Source organism: Pristimantibacillus sp. PTI5, from assembly GCF_048572955.1.
Lineage (GTDB): Bacteria > Bacillota > Bacilli > Paenibacillales > Paenibacillaceae > Pristimantibacillus.
This window is the reverse complement of record NZ_CP183886.1, coordinates 1,685,799-1,701,831: the sequence shown is the minus strand read 5'-3', so window position 1 is coordinate 1,701,831 and position 16,033 is coordinate 1,685,799. Positions and strand designations below refer to the sequence as shown.

Annotated in this window: 14 protein-coding genes; all 14 read left to right on the top strand. The window is 44.5% G+C overall.

Features of this window, described 5'->3' with window-relative positions; genetic code table 11:
- Positions 1-190: 190 nt before the first annotated feature.
- The 14 genes from coxB to ACN6MW_RS07610 all read left to right on the top strand — a co-directional run bounded on the left by coxB (position 191) and on the right by ACN6MW_RS07610 (position 15,972).
- Positions 191-1,240 carry a cytochrome c oxidase subunit II gene (coxB, locus tag ACN6MW_RS07675; protein ID WP_419874934.1) on the top strand — a complete coding sequence of 350 codons (1,050 nt, stop codon included), beginning with the start codon at positions 191-193 and terminating at the stop codon, positions 1,238-1,240.
- Between the two features lie 74 nt (positions 1,241-1,314).
- Positions 1,315-3,162, top strand: coding sequence for a cytochrome c oxidase subunit I (gene ctaD, locus ACN6MW_RS07670; RefSeq protein ID WP_419876295.1), 1,848 nt, complete (start codon positions 1,315-1,317; stop codon positions 3,160-3,162).
- On the top strand, positions 3,159-3,776 hold the full coding sequence (locus ACN6MW_RS07665; protein WP_169087959.1) for a cytochrome (ubi)quinol oxidase subunit III: 618 nt from the start codon (positions 3,159-3,161) through the stop codon (positions 3,774-3,776). Before ctaD ends, ACN6MW_RS07665 begins: the two co-directional genes overlap by 4 nt.
- A gap of 3 nt (positions 3,777-3,779) precedes the next feature.
- A complete protein-coding gene (locus ACN6MW_RS07660) occupies positions 3,780-4,097 on the top strand; it encodes a cytochrome C oxidase subunit IV family protein (protein ID WP_364145906.1) in 318 nt (105 codons plus the stop codon).
- 92 nt (positions 4,098-4,189) lie between these two features.
- Positions 4,190-5,086, top strand: coding sequence for a cytochrome c oxidase assembly factor CtaG (ctaG, locus tag ACN6MW_RS07655; RefSeq protein ID WP_419874933.1), 897 nt, complete (start codon positions 4,190-4,192; stop codon positions 5,084-5,086).
- Between the two features lie 57 nt (positions 5,087-5,143).
- Positions 5,144-5,587, top strand: a complete 444-nt coding sequence (locus ACN6MW_RS07650; protein WP_414698884.1) for a DUF420 domain-containing protein — start codon at positions 5,144-5,146, stop codon at positions 5,585-5,587.
- A 206-nt stretch (positions 5,588-5,793) separates the two neighbouring features.
- Positions 5,794-6,519, top strand: coding sequence for a hypothetical protein (locus tag ACN6MW_RS07645; RefSeq protein ID WP_419874932.1), 726 nt, complete (start codon positions 5,794-5,796; stop codon positions 6,517-6,519).
- A 31-nt stretch (positions 6,520-6,550) separates the two neighbouring features.
- Entirely contained in the window at positions 6,551-6,937 is a 387-nt protein-coding gene (locus tag ACN6MW_RS07640) for a GntR family transcriptional regulator (RefSeq protein WP_419874931.1), read from the top strand.
- A 13-nt stretch (positions 6,938-6,950) separates the two neighbouring features.
- Positions 6,951-7,868 (top strand): ABC transporter ATP-binding protein, encoded by a 918-nt coding sequence (locus tag ACN6MW_RS07635; RefSeq protein WP_419874930.1) that lies wholly within the window; start codon positions 6,951-6,953, stop codon positions 7,866-7,868.
- Between the two features lie 18 nt (positions 7,869-7,886).
- Positions 7,887-8,792 carry an ABC transporter ATP-binding protein gene (locus ACN6MW_RS07630; protein ID WP_419874929.1) on the top strand — a complete coding sequence of 302 codons (906 nt, stop codon included), beginning with the start codon at positions 7,887-7,889 and terminating at the stop codon, positions 8,790-8,792.
- The gene (locus ACN6MW_RS07625; protein ID WP_419874928.1) at positions 8,785-10,092 is read left to right on the top strand and encodes an ABC transporter permease; all 1,308 of its coding nucleotides are present in this window, start codon (positions 8,785-8,787) and stop codon (positions 10,090-10,092) included. The genes ACN6MW_RS07630 and ACN6MW_RS07625 overlap by 8 nt, the downstream gene beginning before the upstream one ends.
- A gap of 2,224 nt (positions 10,093-12,316) precedes the next feature.
- Positions 12,317-13,339 carry an ABC transporter substrate-binding protein gene (locus ACN6MW_RS07620; RefSeq protein ID WP_419874927.1) on the top strand — a complete coding sequence of 341 codons (1,023 nt, stop codon included), beginning with the start codon at positions 12,317-12,319 and terminating at the stop codon, positions 13,337-13,339.
- A 98-nt stretch (positions 13,340-13,437) separates the two neighbouring features.
- Positions 13,438-14,994 carry a sugar ABC transporter ATP-binding protein gene (locus ACN6MW_RS07615; protein WP_419874926.1) on the top strand — a complete coding sequence of 519 codons (1,557 nt, stop codon included), beginning with the start codon at positions 13,438-13,440 and terminating at the stop codon, positions 14,992-14,994.
- Entirely contained in the window at positions 14,995-15,972 is a 978-nt protein-coding gene (locus ACN6MW_RS07610; RefSeq protein ID WP_419874925.1) for an ABC transporter permease, read from the top strand.
- The last annotated feature ends 61 nt before the right edge of the window (positions 15,973-16,033 follow it).

The following is a 16,033-nucleotide window of genomic DNA, read 5'->3' as shown; positions in this document are numbered from 1 at the left end:
TGCGTTTTTGACAGCTTTGAGAACAATTTGTGAACTCTCTGTGGAACATTGACAAATAGGGTCTTCAACTTTATATTTAATAAAGTGATTTAAGTTGCAGGAGTTGTAATAACATCTGTGAAACACGCAGCCAGCCGCATGCCACGTGAAAATTAGGCAGCTGCGAAAACGTCAAAAGTGGGGTTGATTAATGATGAAACGGTGGCGATTTGTAAAACGGCTTGCGCCGCTTATGGCCATGATGGTATTGGTGCTGACGGCCTGCGGGCGGAGCGATTTGTCGACGCTGAATCCTCAGGGACCTGTAGCGGAAGAGCAATTCGGACTGATGAAGCTGGCAATTGGAATCATGTTAATCGTGATTATTGCCGTATTTGGTATCTCTTTGTATGTCATTATTCGTTTTCGCAGACGTCAAGGAGACAAAACCATTCCTAAGCAAGTAGAAGGAAACCATAAGCTAGAGATTATTTGGACCGTAATTCCAATTATCATGCTTATCATTTTGGGAGTTCCAACCGTACAATCCGTATTTAACTTAGCTAAAGATTATAGCAAAGATCCGGAAGCGGTTCAGGTCATCGTTACTTCGCATCAATACTGGTGGGAATTTGAATATCCTGAATACGGAATCAAAACAGCCCAAGAGCTAATTATTCCAAAAGGCAAAACGATTTCGGTTCAAGCGAAATCCGCTGACGTGCTTCACTCGTTCTGGATTCCGTCGCTTGCAGGTAAAATCGATACCAATCCTGGCGCGAACGTAAATGCGATGTATTTCTCGGCTCCAAAAGAAGGCGTTTACCTAGGCAAATGCGCCGAGTTATGCGGACCTTCACACGGACTGATGGACTTTAAGGTCAAATCAGTGGACGAGTCTTCATTTGATCGCTGGGTAGCAGCGCTTCAAGAGCCAGTAGCTCTTCCGAGCGACCCGGCAATTGCAAAAGCATTCGAGAGCAAATGTCTATCTTGCCACGCAGTGGGAGACCTTGGCGGACCGGCTTACCCTAACTTGACGGGGATCGGAAGCCGTGAGACTGTCGGAGGTATACTTGTTAACACCGATGATCCGCAATATTCCAATGAAGGTTCAGTATACGACAACCTGCACCGTTGGATCGGAAATCCGGATGAAGTTAAACCGGGTAACCTAATGCCAAAAGTTGATCTGACTGAACAAGAACTTGAAGGTATTGCTAAATATTTATCCGAACTGAAACTTAACTACGAACAATAATTTATCGGTGATTGAAGGAGGTACCTACTTTGGCTCATGCGCATACGCATACGGTCAAACGTTACAGCGGTCTGATGGACTGGCTGACTACGGTTGACCATAAGAAAATTGGAATATTGTATATGATCGCTGGCGGATTTTTCTTCCTTGTCGGCGGTTTGGAAGCCATTTTGATACGGGTTCAATTATGGAAGCCGTTAAATAACTTTGTTAGCGCGGATACATACAACGAGCTGCTTACGATGCACGGAACGACAATGATCTTCCTCGCAGCGATGCCGCTGTTGTTCGCGCTTATGAATGCGGTCGTTCCGCTTCAAATCGGCGCTCGCGACGTAGCCTTTCCTTTCGTTAACTCATTAGGTTTCTGGACATTCTTGTTCGGCGGCGTTTTGCTTAACGTCAGCTGGTTTACAGGCGGAGCTCCAGATGCAGGTTGGACGTCTTACGCACCGCTTGCAGGCACGTCTTACAGCGGAGACCATGGCGTCGATTATTATGTTCTAGGCTTGCAAATAGCAGGTATCGGTACACTAATCGGCGGTATCAACTTCCTGGTTACGATTATTAACATGCGTGCTCCTGGCATGACTTTCATGCGGATGCCGATGTTTACATGGACAGCGTTCATTACTTCTGCGCTTATCCTGTTCGCCTTCCCTGCTTTGGCAGTTGGTCTTGCGGCGCTTATGTTTGACAGATTGTTTGATGCTAACTTCTTTGATCCTTCAGGCGGCGGTAACGCAGTCCTCTGGGAGCATATTTTCTGGATATTCGGGCATCCTGAGGTTTATATCCTCATCCTGCCGGCCTTCGGTGTTATTTCCGAGGTAATAAGTACGTTCTCCCGTAAGCGTTTGTTCGGTTACAGTTCGATGGTTTTCGCTACAATCCTAATCGGCTTCTTGGGCTTCATGGTATGGGCGCATCACATGTTCACCGTTGGTCTTGGACCGGTTGCGAACGCGCTGTTCTCCATTGCAACGATGCTTATCGCCGTTCCGACGGGTATCAAAATCTTTAACTGGTTGTTCACGATGTGGGGCGGCTCGATCAAGTTCACGACAGCGAATTTGTTTGCAGTCGGATTTATCCCAACCTTCGTAATGGGCGGCGTTACAGGCGTTATGCTTGCAGCAGCTCCAGCTGACTTCCAGTATCATGATTCTTACTTTGTCGTAGCGCATTTCCACTACGTTATCGTAGGCGGATTGATTCTCGGGATTTTCTCGGGCCTTCACTACTGGTGGCCAAAAATGTTCGGACGCATGCTTAATGAAACGCTTGGTAAGCTAACGTTCTGGACATTCTTTATCGGCTTCCATTTAACATTCTTTATTCAGCATTTCCTTGGCTTGCTCGGTATGCCGCGTCGTATTTGGACATATCTGGACGGTCTAGGTTTTAACGAAATGAACATGATCAGTACAGTGGGCGCATTCTTGATGGGCTTTGGTACAATCTTCTTCTTGCTGAATGTTGTCGTGACGGCTTTCAAGCCGCAAAACGCGCCAGCAGATCCTTGGGAAGACGGCCGTACGCTGGAGTGGACGATTCCATCTCCGCCTCCGGAGTACAACTTTGCTCAAACGCCGCTTGTACGCGGATATGATGCATACTGGAAAGAAAAAACGGATGGTCATAAGGGTATGACGCCTGCAGAACCAATTGGTCCTATCCATATGCCATCGCCTTCAATCCTGCCTTTCTTTATGGGACTTGGATTGTTCATCGCAGGTTTAGGCTTTATGTATGCTCATGATTGGGGTAACTTGTTCGGTTCATTCAAAACAGGCTACGCTGTCGGTATTGTTGGTTTGCTTATCTTGTTCGGATGCATGTTCCTTCGTTCTACAATCGACGATCATGGCTTCCACATTGAAGAAGACGAAATCCTTAGAGATTTGGGGGGGAAAGCATGAGTGCGCATTCGCATGTAGAGGGGCAATTGCCTCATGAGCCCGAAAAGGCGACCCTCGAGGGACGCAATAAAGTATTAGGCTTTTGGCTTTTCCTAGGTGGCGAGACGGTATTGTTCGGAACGTTATTCTCTGCGTTCCTTGCACTGCGCCATCAAGTTTTGGATGGTCCTCCAGCACATGAGTTGTTCCAGCTGCCGCTCGTCGCTCTAGCGACCGCGCTATTGTTGACGTCAAGCTTAACCAGCGTATTCGCTGTTCATGCCTTGCACACGAATAGAGTGAAGGCGCTCATTAACTGGCTGATTATTACCGTGGTTCTAGGCGCTGGGTTTCTCGGTCTTGAGATTTACGAGTTCTACCACTATGTACATGAAGGCCATGGCTTTACCACAAGCGCATTCAGCTCATCGTTCTACACGCTTGTAGGCTTCCACGGCGCTCACGTAGCTTTTGGTATTACATGGATCACATTGATCATTATCCAATTGGCAAGAAAAGGTTTGACTGTCGTTACCGCACCGAAGGTATATGTAGCCGGTATGTACTGGCACTTTATCGACGTTGTCTGGGTATTCATTTTCACCGTCGTTTACTTGATGGGAAAGGTGGTTTAATCCATGGCAAGCAATCATACAGCCACAGAGGAAAGCCCCAAGCGTCATAGGGTCGAAGGGCCAAAGAAGCATATCATCGCATTTCTTTTTTCGATCCTGCTTACATTTATCGCATTCGCGACCGTAATCAGCGGAGAAATCAATAAAGACTTTATCTACATTATTTTAGTCGGCTTAGCGGTTTTGCAAGTATTCGTTCAGATGGCATTCTGGATGCATATGAAGGATCGTGGTCATACATTCGCCATTATCGGAATTTTGACTGGTGTATTCATCGTATTCACATGCGTCATCATGGCTGAATACTGGGCTTGGTGGTAAGACAACTGTTTATTGGAAGAGAGGAGGGTCCCGAGGCTTGGGTCCCTCCTCTTTTGTAAAAAAGGTTATCGCAATTGAAAGGAGATTCCACGATGCTTGGCTTACAATACTTTCGCTTCGAAGAATTGTGGACCCCCATGTTTATGTTCGGGATGGCTGCCATAGTCATTCTATATTTCTATTTGATCGGTCCATGGCGTGAGAAGCATGCTCCGCAGGCTCCTGCTGCGACAGCAAAACAAAAAACGATGTTTGTTTCGGCTGCGGTTATGTTTTATTTAGTGCATGGCGGGCCTTTTAATCTATTAGGCCATCTGATGTTTACGTTTCATATGATCAATATGTCGGTGTCGTACTTGATTGTGCCGCCGCTTGTGCTGCTTGGCATTCCAAGCTTCCTATGGAAAATGACGTTTTCGGCTCCTTTTTGGAAGAAGCTGAGCTTTATGATGCATCCGGTTATGTGTCTCGTTCTGTTTAATGTGTTGTTTTCTGTTTACCATATTCCTATTGTCCATGACTATGTGATGACGCACTTTGCGGTGCATCGTCTTTATTATTTTATTTTGCTGATTACATCCTTTATGATGTGGTGGCAAATCGCTGTTCCCGTGCCGGAGTGGGCCAAGCTGACGGATCTAAAGAGGATGGCCTATGTTTTTGCAAACGGGATGCTGTTGACGCCGGCGTGCGCATTAATTATTTTTGCAAAAAGCTCTATGTATGCGATATATAGTGATCCCAACGTTTGGGTGACTGCTATGGGCTATTGCGTATCTGGTGATCCAACAAGGCTGCTAGAGAGCTTCAGCGGACCGCAATTTTTTAATATAATGGATGTCGTTGAGGACCAGCAGCTTGGCGGTATTGTGATGAAGCTCGTGCAAGAGCTTATGTACGGAATCATTCTCGCCTATATTTTTAAGCAATGGTTCAAACGTGAACATACCGAAGACGATTTGCCGAATACGAATACCGGTACGGCTTAATCCGTACTAATCATTTTGTTAACTATAGGTGGGGTAACGTTGAACAGTTATAATATTATGCCGACAATAAGTACCTTCTTCATCGTACTGAGTGCGGTCTTGGTTGCTGTGGGCTGGAGACTGGCCATTAAACGCAGGCTGGAGGAGCATCAGAAGGTGATGTTCTATGCCGCGGTCTCCGCAACGATCTTCTTTATCGTCTATGTATCGCGTACGATATTCGTAGGCAATACATCATGGGGCGGACCGGATGGCTTGAAGCCTTACTATCTTGTCTTCTTGTTATTCCATATCGTGCTGGCTACGGTTGCGGCCGTTTTCGGCATTACAACGCTCACGTTGGGCTATAAGAAGAAATTTGCGAAGCATCGCAAATGGGGGAAGGTAACCTCGCTGATCTGGTTTGTAACGGCAATCACCGGTACAATGGTTTATATTTTGTTGTACCTGATGTATCCAGGCGGTCATACGAAACCGGTCATCGACGCTATTTTTGGCTAACCTACTATTCAATGTACACAGTGAAACCATGCTTACGAAAGAGACGACTCTTTTGACTGCATGGTTTTTTTTGTGCTTAAGGAGAGGCTATCCAACATTTAACAATTAAATTCATGGGAATGGTTGACAACTGTGTATACAGTGAATATACTGTGTATAAAGATATATACAGTATGTTGAGTGAAGGTTCGAAAGGAGCAAATGCCGTGGGTTTATGGAAGGGTGCTTGGTATTTAGCAAAGCATGAGCTGGCTAAGGATCGATGGAAAAGTCTTTACACGTTAGCGTTTGTTGGTTATTTATTGCTATTCACGGTTCCGTTATTAAATGATGTGGTTGATGGGGAAGACAAAAATATGATTAGCTGGGCGACGGACTTTATCTATTTAACGATTCTGCCTTGTCTCGGTTTTATAATCAATCAAACGATGATGCGTTCATGGAAAGAAAATTCATACACAAGAAAGATGGCCCAGTGGAGAACGCTGCCCATCTCCTCGAGACAAATTGCGCTCGGACGAATCATTCAGTTGGCGGTTGTATTGTTTTGCGCTCAGCTTCTCTTCTTTATCTTACAGTTCCTTCTTGTACGTAATATGGGTGCAGACCTATCAGTCGGGCATTTTGCGCTGTATGCTCTATTCTGGTACGGTTACTCCCTAACGATGGCGATTGGATATGTATACTGGGAAGTAGGCCATTCCGGAAAAATATACTTCTTTTTTAATTTGGCTTATATCGTCGTGTTACTCGCGATTTCAGCTAGCTTAGCTATTTTCAAGGTTGGAAATATTGTGGTTACGTCATTTGAAGCGATTGAGAACGGCTTCTGGTGGATATCGTTAGCTGCTATCGCAGTTAGCGCCGTGGCAATATTCATCGGAGTCAATCGAATTGAGAAACGGTTAGAGAGTCGCACCTACAGAACATAGATCTATTCAGGAATGGAAGAAGGTGAAGGCCATGCGGCTGCCGATACAAATCAACGAGCAAAGCGCAGAACCGCTGTATCATCAAATCGAAGTGCAGCTGCGCGCTTTAATCGTCAGCGGACAGCTTGCGGAAGGGATGCTGCTGCCGTCGATAAGAGAGCTTGCCCAGACGGTAAAATGCAGTGTCATAACAGTTAAGCGAGTGTATAACGATTTGGAAGCAGAGGGCCTGCTGCGGACGCGGCAAGGAACGGGGACGTATGTGGCACAGGTTGGAGAACAGGAGCGTGATCGGCATCGGCTTTCTGCCGTGATTGAAGCGCTTGAACAAGCGGTCATTGCCGGAAAAAGGGTACAGTGCACGGAGGAAGAGCTGGAGACGATGTTTAAGGAAGCGATGAATAAGCATTTTGACTAAAGGAGAGTACCGCATGATAGATGAGACGATGGCGATTCAATTAGACGGAGTTGTGCAGAATCGTGCGAATTTTAAGCTGGGACCGCTCCATATGAGCATTCCAAAGGGTTATATCACGGCGATTGTCGGCCCGAACGGCTGCGGCAAGAGCTCAACGTTCCGGTTAATGCTTGATTTGGATAAAGCGGACGAAGGGAAAATCGAACTGCTTGGTCACCGTGTAGAGCAAGGCATCGATACGGAGCTGAAGAAAAAAATAGGTTATTTGCATGATCAGTCCTCCTCGCACGAGGACAATATGAAGGGGACAGCAAAGGCTGAGTTTCATCGTTTCTGGTACGACAACTGGGACGTGAACCGCTATCGCGAGCTGCTGCATATCCTTGAAGTCGATGATAACCAGCTGCTGGGCAAAATGTCGAAGGGCATGCGCCGCAAATTCGAATTTGCTTTAACGATGGCACATGGGCCGGAGCTGCTTTTGCTGGATGAGCCTTCTTCCGGACTCGACCCGCTTGCATGGAAGACGATGATTGAAGTGCTGCATCGGTATATGGATCGAGGAGACCGTACGATTCTTATGACCTCCCATATTATCGAAGAAGTAAAAAGGCTAGCTGATTTTATCGTATTTATGGCACATGGACGAGTAATTGGCGTATACGAGAAGGATGAGCTGTTCAGCAGCTGGTTTACGTTATTCGTAAGCGGCTCCGACCTGTCATCGAAGAAGGCGGCAGCCATGCCGGGCCAATGCGGGGTAGAGCATGCCGGTGCGACAACCTATCGCATCACAACGAATAAAGCAGCAGCCGCAGAAGTGTGGTGCGAAGCTGAGGGGTATCAAATCGTAAGCAGGCAAGCACTGGAGCTGGATGAAATTATGAGCGCATTGCTTATGCAGGACCGTTTAAGCATACGAAGCAATTAATCGAGGGGGATGAGTGAATTGAATCCATTAAAAGTAGAGAAAGTCGTTAAGCAATACGGGGAAAAAACGGCCGTCAACGGCATCAGCTTTGAGGTGAGCGAGGGAGAGATTTACGGCTTGCTCGGCGCCAACGGGGCAGGGAAAACAACGACGATGAGAATGGTGCTTGGTCTGATCTATCCGGACGAAGGCAGCATTTTGTATCACGGTAAGGCTTACAGTCACAATCAGCTTAGCAATCTTGGCTATTTGCCTGAGGAGAGAGGCTTGTATCCGAAAGTGCGCGTCTGCGACCAGCTTATCTATTTGGCCCAGCTGCGCGGCATGTCGAAGAAGGACGCGGAGCAAAGCTTGAAGAAATGGCTGGATCGCTTCGAGGTTCCGGAGTATTACAGCAAGAAGGTCGAAGAGCTTTCCAAAGGGAATCAGCAAAAAATTCAATTTATCGCAAGCGTAATCCATTCGCCCAAAATCGTTATTCTCGATGAAGCGTTCAGTGGACTGGATCCGGTTAACGTCGAGCTGCTCAAATCAACGGTTAAGGAGCTGCGCGACTCCGGCACGAGTATTTTGTTTTCTACTCATCGCATGGAGCATGTAGAGGAACTTTGCCGTAACATTACGATTTTGCATCGCTCAAACGCCGTGCTGAAAGGGAATTTGAAGGAAATCAAAAAACAATTCCCGAAGGAACGCGTTATTTTGAACACGGAGAAGGAAGTAACCGGCATTGAGCGGATTGCAGGCGTTACGAGCGTTAACCGGCATGAATACGGCTATGAGGTAGGCATTGCGAATGAGGCGGCGGGCGCCGAGATTTTACGCCATGCTTTAGAACAAACGACGATTACGAGATTCGAGATCAAGGAACCGACGTTAAACGAAATTTTTATTAAAACAGTAGGCGGTGATAGCCATGAATAAGTTTTGGACAGTTGTGGGGTTTACGCTGAGAAATAAATTCAGAGGCAAAGCATTCATGATTACAACGATCATTATTGCGGTTATTATGTCTATCGCTATTAATCTGCCTTATATTTTCTCGCAGTTCGGAAGCGGAGACAAAGCTACGAAAATCGGATATATTCAGACGCAGCAAGCGGAAGGAACTGCCACAGGCGATCAGCTTAAAGCGTATTTCGAAATGCAGGAGAAGCCGGGCGTAGAGCTTATCCCTTACGAGGATAAAGGCTCAGAGGCCGAGAATGAAAAACAGCTGAAGCAAGCCATTACGGATAAAAAGGTGAAAGGCTACTTAGCGTTTGGAGAAATGACCGACAGCGGTTTTCCGGCAATCACGTATAAATCCGAGAAGCTGCTTGCATTCAATCTAACCACTTCGATTCAAAACGGCCTTGCAGCGATTCGTCAGGCTACCGTATTGCAGGATGCAGGCTTAACGGATTCACAGCTGGCCTTGCTGAACGCGCCGATTGAAATCGCATCGGTACAGATTTCCGCTACCGAAGGCGCGGGCAATGTAGGAGACGGGAAAACACCGGAAGAGCAAGCTATGAATATGGGACTCGTTTATTTCATCGTCGTTCTTCTGTTTATGGCTATCATGATTACGGGCCAATTGATTGCATCGGAAATTACGGCTGAGAAAAGCTCGCGGGTCATGGAGCTGCTCATTACAAGCGTTTCGCCGCTTAAGCAGATGTTCGGTAAAATCTTCGGGATGTTTTTGGTGGGACTCATTCAAATTTCGATCTATGTCATTGTCATTATCGTGAATATCAGCTTGCCGCATAATAACAAAGTGATGGATGAATTCAATGTCGATTTAACCCAAATTGATCCGATGCTTCTGCTTTATGCCGTCTTGTTCTACTTGACGGGTTACTTCCTGTTCGCCACTTTATTCGCAGCGGTTGGATCGATTGTCAGCCGTACGGAGGACCTGGGCCAAGCGGTGCTTCCGATCACCATGCTTTCTCTGGCGGGCTTCTATATTTCGATATTCAGCATTTCAAGCCCGGACAGCGTTCTGGTGAAGGTATCTTCCTTCATCCCGTTCTTCTCGCCATTCGTCATGCTGCTCCGTCTTGGTTTGGCTGATCCGCCGGTATGGCAGCTATGGGCATCCATCGGTATTCTGCTGGTTACCATTTACATTGCGGTATTGGTATCGGCGAAGATCTACCGCACGGGCGTACTGATGTACGGCAAGCGTCCTAGCTTTAAGGAGCTTCGCAAAGCGATGAAGGCTTATAAGGTTTAGGGGTTGTCGTTTGGTAAATGTGGATTATATCTATAAATGAGACTAGTTATATCTATAAGTTAGACTAAAAGTTGCCTGATATGGTCAAGATCTTTGATATATCAGGCTTTTTTCGTTTTAGCCTCAAATCGTGGAGTATTATATAAGAAGTAAGTCTCAATATGAAATTTTTAAAATTTATTATTATAAGTGAGACTTACTTCGGTGTGAGCAAGATGGGAATTATGGAAAGTTTATTATGAGGAATAAGAAAGTTAAGGTAAAGAAGAGCTAGGACACAGAAGGTATAGGTAACTGAAGTAGAAATACATTTAGTTTAGGAAGGAAATAATTCCATATGCAGCCTATTAAAGCGATGTATAGACAATTTTTAAGCGAACCTTTGTGGTTTAAGGTACTTATTTTATCCGCTTTGCTTCTTTCAATTGTATTTAGCAGCTCATATTTTTCGAATCATGGTTATTATCAAAGCCTTTCCAAATTAGCTGCGGCAATCTTCTTCGGTTCATATGGAATAAAAATGCGGAGAAATAAGAAGGTATCTGGCTCCTTTTTCATTGTAGCAGTAATATGCATTTATTTATCATGGAGCAGCTTAAGTGCTACAAATCTTTAAACGAAAAGGAGTAGGAGTAAACCATCGTGCCCACATTCCTTGGAATGTAGGCTTTTCCTGTATTCAGCAGCATTATAGATTTGTACCTCCAAAACTGTACCGTGTAATCACCTGATCATCGATGAATTTGCATGACGAGTGTATATAACGCTCGTATACTGAAGCCAGATAAACCTCCATACGTCATTAAAGTGACGTGAGGAGGAATCATTGAACTAACTGGGAACGATAGTTGAATAACACACATGGATGAGCAGGCGCTACGGTAGCCTGTTCTTTTTATTAAACTCCCTCGGTATGATTTTGTTTTCTAAAGAATGATCGCTTATTCGCGGGATTTCACCTTTGCCAGAAATGCGGAAGTATAGTTAGGGACACCAAGTTGAAGAGGTTAGCCTATCTGCAGAAAAAATAAAAGATGTCCATGAAAGTGGACATCTTTTATTTTTCCTTTTTTCAAAGACAACCCAGCTTTTTTAGCATATGAAAGCACATCTTTACGAATTTTTTTATCTGCGAGGGATCATTTGAAATTTGGCTTTGTTATGGATTTTAAACAGGAACAACAATCATATTGATTCATTGTTAGTATCATTGCGAGCCAAAAAACTAATAGAAACTCAGATATATAGGTTTACTGAATTTGTATATTTTCTAGTTTTAATATTGAGGAAATTGACGAAATAAAACTAGGAGCTAAATTGAGCAAAATTAATCATAACCTTCCTTAGTTGGTTAAAAAAGATACGAGAGAGAATTATGCCAACTAATCAACCCATTAGAACAGAAAATACACTATTAATAGTTACAAAAAAATAATTTAAGTGTAAACATAAATATGTTTTGTAAAAATTTTAAGTTCAAACGAAAGAGTGAATTCTATCTGAAAAATATCACGTCCAATGCAATATATAAGTTTAATGCTTATTTACTTGCAAAATCAACCGAGAAGTCTTGTGGTTATGGTCATACAGTAAGTAATTGAACAAATTTATTCGATAATAACAAAGCATTATTTTACGTATGAACAAAATTAGGTTTACTTAACTATTGACCAAACGATGCTGGTCTGTTAATTTGTAAATTATAGCATATTACAAACACTTCAATGTAAGTGCTTACAATGTAATGTGATATAATACTTGGTTAAAATTAGTTTTGGTATTTTCATCAAAACTAATCAAGCTGAATATATAGAGAAACTAAAGTTTTCACTAATTACGTGCTGTAAACAGCTTTGATAATGACAGAATAGTATTCGTAATTTCTTGAAACGGAAATTTAAAGGAGGTGGTGCTTAGCGAGGATGGGGAAATGCCGATGCAACTGCTTCAGAGGGGGGCTCATCTGTATATTAGGTTCCTATTATGATTGGAGCCGCAAGGAGTTGATCTATGTTAGAGCATAATACGATAAAGGAACGAGTGTAAACAACGGCTTAGTCCACGGCGAATGGTTGCAGCCCAGTTGTTCACACCCGTATTTGAACATGCTTAAAAAATCGTGAAGATTCAAAAAGCAAGTCTATTTGTATTGTCTTAAATTTGCCGGAAAAAACCAAGTGTAATCGGTGTTTATATTTATTTAAAAAATATTGGAGGGTACTCAATGAAATCATATAAAGTGTTGTGTCTTATCATGTTGGCTCTGGTGTTCGTGCTTTCTGCCTGTACAGGCAATAACGGCAGCAGCAAAGCAGGTTCGAATAATAATACGACGGCTGCGACCAATGAAGCGGCGAATAAAGATGCGAATGCGGGTAAAACGGATGAGCAGTCGGAACAGAAAAAAATGAAAATCGGATTGACAGTTCCGACACTGGGTAACCCATTCTTTGTTGCCATGTCCAAGGGAGCTCAAGAAGTGGCCGCCAAATACAACGCGGAAGTCATCGTCGTATCGGCGGATCACGATCTGGCGAAGCAAACCCAGCAATTTGAAGATTTTATTACGCAAAAAGTGGATCTGATTCTGCTCAGTCCTTTTGATTCAAAGGGAATTGCCGGTGCGGTACAGCAAGCGAAGGCTGCTGGCATTCCGGTTGTTGCGTTAGACGGAAGCGCAGAAGGCGGTATCGATACCGTCGTTATGTCCGATAATGTGCAAGCAGGACGCCTGGCAGGTCAATATTTGGCTGACCGCTTGGAAGGCAAAGGAAACATTGTCGTTATCGACGGACCACCGGTATCTGCCGTTACCGACCGCATCAAGGGCTTCGAAGAAGTATTGGCCAAATACCCGGACATTAAAGTAGTTGCCAATCAGAACGGTGAAGGTAATCGTGAAAAAGCGCTGACGCTGATGGAAGGCATACTTCAGGCTAATAAACAGATCGATGCCGTATTCTGTATCAATGACGAAGAAGGCGTAGGCGTCAAGATCGCTCAAGAGCAGGCTGGACGTTCGGATGAATTTTTCATTGTAGGGGTCGACGGTGCGCCAAGTGCTGCGGACGCTTTGAAAGAAAAGAAAAGCTATGCGGCAACATCCGCTCAATTCCCAAACCAGATGGCTATTCAAGGAATCGAGTTGGCGATAAAGGTTATTAACGGGGAGACGGTAGAGCCGCAAGTACTGATTCCGACGGAATTGATTACACAAGATAATGTTGATTCCTACAAAGGCTGGTAATAGCTAGAGAACGAGGTGCGTTATCTGAAACAGATAACGCATCTCATCCAAGTTTTACTCATATTTTTGGATGTAATCTAGTAACAAGGGGTGACACAATGCAGAGTGTCCTAGATAAAAAAAACGCTGCGGAACCAAAAACCGAGGTGCAGCCCGTAATGAAGATGGTTTCAGTTAATAAATCCTTTTCAGGTGTCCAAGTTCTTCATGATGTCAAAATTGATTTGTATAAGGGAGAAGTTCATGCTCTTATGGGGGAGAATGGGGCAGGAAAGTCTACCTTGATGAAAATAATGGCCGGCGTTTATCGCCCGGATTCCGGCAGTATTCTGTATAAAGATGAAATCGCAGAGTGGCCTAGTCCGATGGCCGCAAGAGATGGGGGAATTAGTGTCATCCATCAGGAAATCAGCCTGTCCCCCAACCTGACGATCGGCGAAAATATTTTGATGGGCACGAGATTTCCAAGGAACAAATTTGGATTTATTAAATGGCATCTTATATATGAGAAAGCGGAAGCGATTCTAAGGTCGATCGGTTCGACATTGGATCCGAGGGCGAAGGTATCGACTTTAAGCATAGCTCAGCAGCAAATGGTGGAAATTGCCAGATCATTGTCATTTAATTCTGAAGTTTTAATTATGGATGAACCTACGGCATCATTAACCGATAAAGAAATCGATAAGCTGTTTGTAATAATCGATGATCTTAAACGCAAGGGCGTCGCGATCGTTTATATCTCACATCGCATGGATGAAATCTTTCGTATTTCCGATCGATTCACAGTTCTGCGTGACGGGCAATGGATTACTAGCGGTCCGATATCGGATACGAACCCAGATCATCTTGTTAAGCTTATGGTCGGCAGGGAAATTAAGGACCTTTTCCAAAGAACTTATGCGGTGGCTGCTGCAACAACGAAGCGTGAGCCCGTTCTGGAGTTAATCGATATTTCCGACAAAAAAACGGTAAAAAGCATTTCACTGCGTTTGTATCCGGGTGAAATCGTCGGCTTGGCCGGTTTGGTAGGAGCGGGCAGGACTGAGCTCATTCGTACCATATTCGGTATATCGGGGTTGAGCAGAGGTCAAATCAATATCGATGGAAAGCCAGTGAACATTCAATCGCCATCCGACGCCATCCATTACGGGATTGCTCATGTTCCGGAAAGCAGGAAGGAGCAGGGCTTGTTTCCAAATCTGTCCGTCCAGGAAAATATATTAATGGCCCAGATGCATGTCTATCGCAATAGCGGTATTTTGCAGTATGGCCGAATGAAAATGGATGCCGAAAAATTAATAAAGGATTTAGGGGTCAAAGCTGCGTCCAAGGATCAAAATGTAATGGGACTCAGTGGTGGAAACCAGCAAAAAGTCATTATTGCAAGATGGCTCTCGATTGGACCTAAGGTACTCCTGCTTGATGAACCGACCCGGGGCGTTGACATTGGGGCTAAAACAGAAATTCATAAAATTATTAGCAAACTGGCGGAGCAAGGCCTTGCTGTGCTGGTCGTTTCCTCTGAGCTTCCGGAGATACTAGGCATTAGCGACCGTATTTTGGTCATGCAAGAAGGGAAAATCAGAGCGGAGCTTTCGAGGCAGGAGGCAACGCAGGAAAAAATTATGTATTACGCCACAGGGGAGATTAAATAAATGCATACTAACCTTCAACCAGCTGGGGGCAAAGACCAGTTGATCAGAAATAAGTTCAGCTATACCTTTAATCAAATGGGCATGGTCATTATATTAGTGCTACTGTCCGTGGGAATGGCGATTTTTGCACCCCATTTTTTGGAAACGAGTAATATGCTGAATATTTTTAAGCAGGTATCGATTACGGCTATTCTAGCTGCAGGAATGACACTTGTAATTTTAACGGGTGGTATAGATCTTTCTGTCGGCTCTACGGTTGCTTTGTCGGGCGTCATTTCGGTCATGATTACGAATGCCGGAGTGAATCCATTAATTGCGATGCTGGCCGGAGCGGCTATCGGACTTGTAGCGGGTGCGATTAACGGTTACTTAACTGCGGTCCCAAAACTTCCGTCCTTTATCGTCACGTTGGGTAGTATGACTTATTTAAGGGGCTTGGCGCTTGTTATTAGTGGGGGATACCCTCTTGTACTGACAAATGAGACTTTTAAATTTTTCGGCGCAGGAAAAATACTTGGTATCCCAACCCCGATTTACATTATGACATTGGTTTACATTATTATGTTTTTTGTATTGAAATATACTATGTTCGGTCGTCATGTTTATGCAGTAGGAGGTAATGAAGAGGCTGCTAGGCTAACGGGAATCAAGGTTGAGCGAACGCTTATCAAGGTTTATTCCATCAGCGGGCTGTTAGCCGGAATTGCGGGTGTCGTACTTGCCGGCAGGCTATTCTCAGGGCAGCCTACTGCAGGCAATATGGCGGAATTAGACGCCATTGCAGCGGTAATTCTTGGGGGAACCAGCTTCGTCGGCGGCTTCGGGCGAATTCAGGGCACAATTATAGGTGTTTTAATTATTGCAGTATTAAATAACGGATTGACACTCTTAAACGTTGATTCGTATTGGCAAAAGGTCATAATGGGTGGAGTAATCGTTGTAGCCGTTCTCCTTGACCGCATTCGCAGCCGCAAATAATTACACATGGGCAGAATATTGTGAGGGTATTAGTTATACCAATCATTCTGCCCAAAATCAT

What these genes read in the sequence shown, in the direction of transcription:
- ACN6MW_RS07665 (WP_169087959.1), top strand. Translation starts at nt 3,159, where the DNA reads ATGAGTGCGCATTCGCATGTAGAGGGGCAATTGCCTCATGAGCCCGAA.
- ACN6MW_RS07615 (WP_419874926.1), top strand. Translation starts at nt 13,438, where the DNA reads ATGCAGAGTGTCCTAGATAAAAAAAACGCTGCGGAACCAAAAACCGAG.
- ctaD (WP_419876295.1), top strand. Translation starts at nt 1,315, where the DNA reads ATGGACTGGCTGACTACGGTTGACCATAAGAAAATTGGAATATTGTAT.
- ACN6MW_RS07640 (WP_419874931.1), top strand. Translation starts at nt 6,551, where the DNA reads ATGCGGCTGCCGATACAAATCAACGAGCAAAGCGCAGAACCGCTGTAT.
- ACN6MW_RS07625 (WP_419874928.1), top strand. Translation starts at nt 8,785, where the DNA reads ATGAATAAGTTTTGGACAGTTGTGGGGTTTACGCTGAGAAATAAATTC.
- ACN6MW_RS07620 (WP_419874927.1), top strand. Translation starts at nt 12,317, where the DNA reads ATGAAATCATATAAAGTGTTGTGTCTTATCATGTTGGCTCTGGTGTTC.
- ctaG (WP_419874933.1), top strand. Translation starts at nt 4,190, where the DNA reads ATGCTTGGCTTACAATACTTTCGCTTCGAAGAATTGTGGACCCCCATG.
- ACN6MW_RS07660 (WP_364145906.1), top strand. Translation starts at nt 3,780, where the DNA reads ATGGCAAGCAATCATACAGCCACAGAGGAAAGCCCCAAGCGTCATAGG.
- coxB (WP_419874934.1), top strand. Translation starts at nt 191, where the DNA reads ATGATGAAACGGTGGCGATTTGTAAAACGGCTTGCGCCGCTTATGGCC.
- ACN6MW_RS07610 (WP_419874925.1), top strand. Translation starts at nt 14,995, where the DNA reads ATGCATACTAACCTTCAACCAGCTGGGGGCAAAGACCAGTTGATCAGA.
- ACN6MW_RS07635 (WP_419874930.1), top strand. Translation starts at nt 6,951, where the DNA reads ATGATAGATGAGACGATGGCGATTCAATTAGACGGAGTTGTGCAGAAT.
- ACN6MW_RS07650 (WP_414698884.1), top strand. Translation starts at nt 5,144, where the DNA reads ATGCCGACAATAAGTACCTTCTTCATCGTACTGAGTGCGGTCTTGGTT.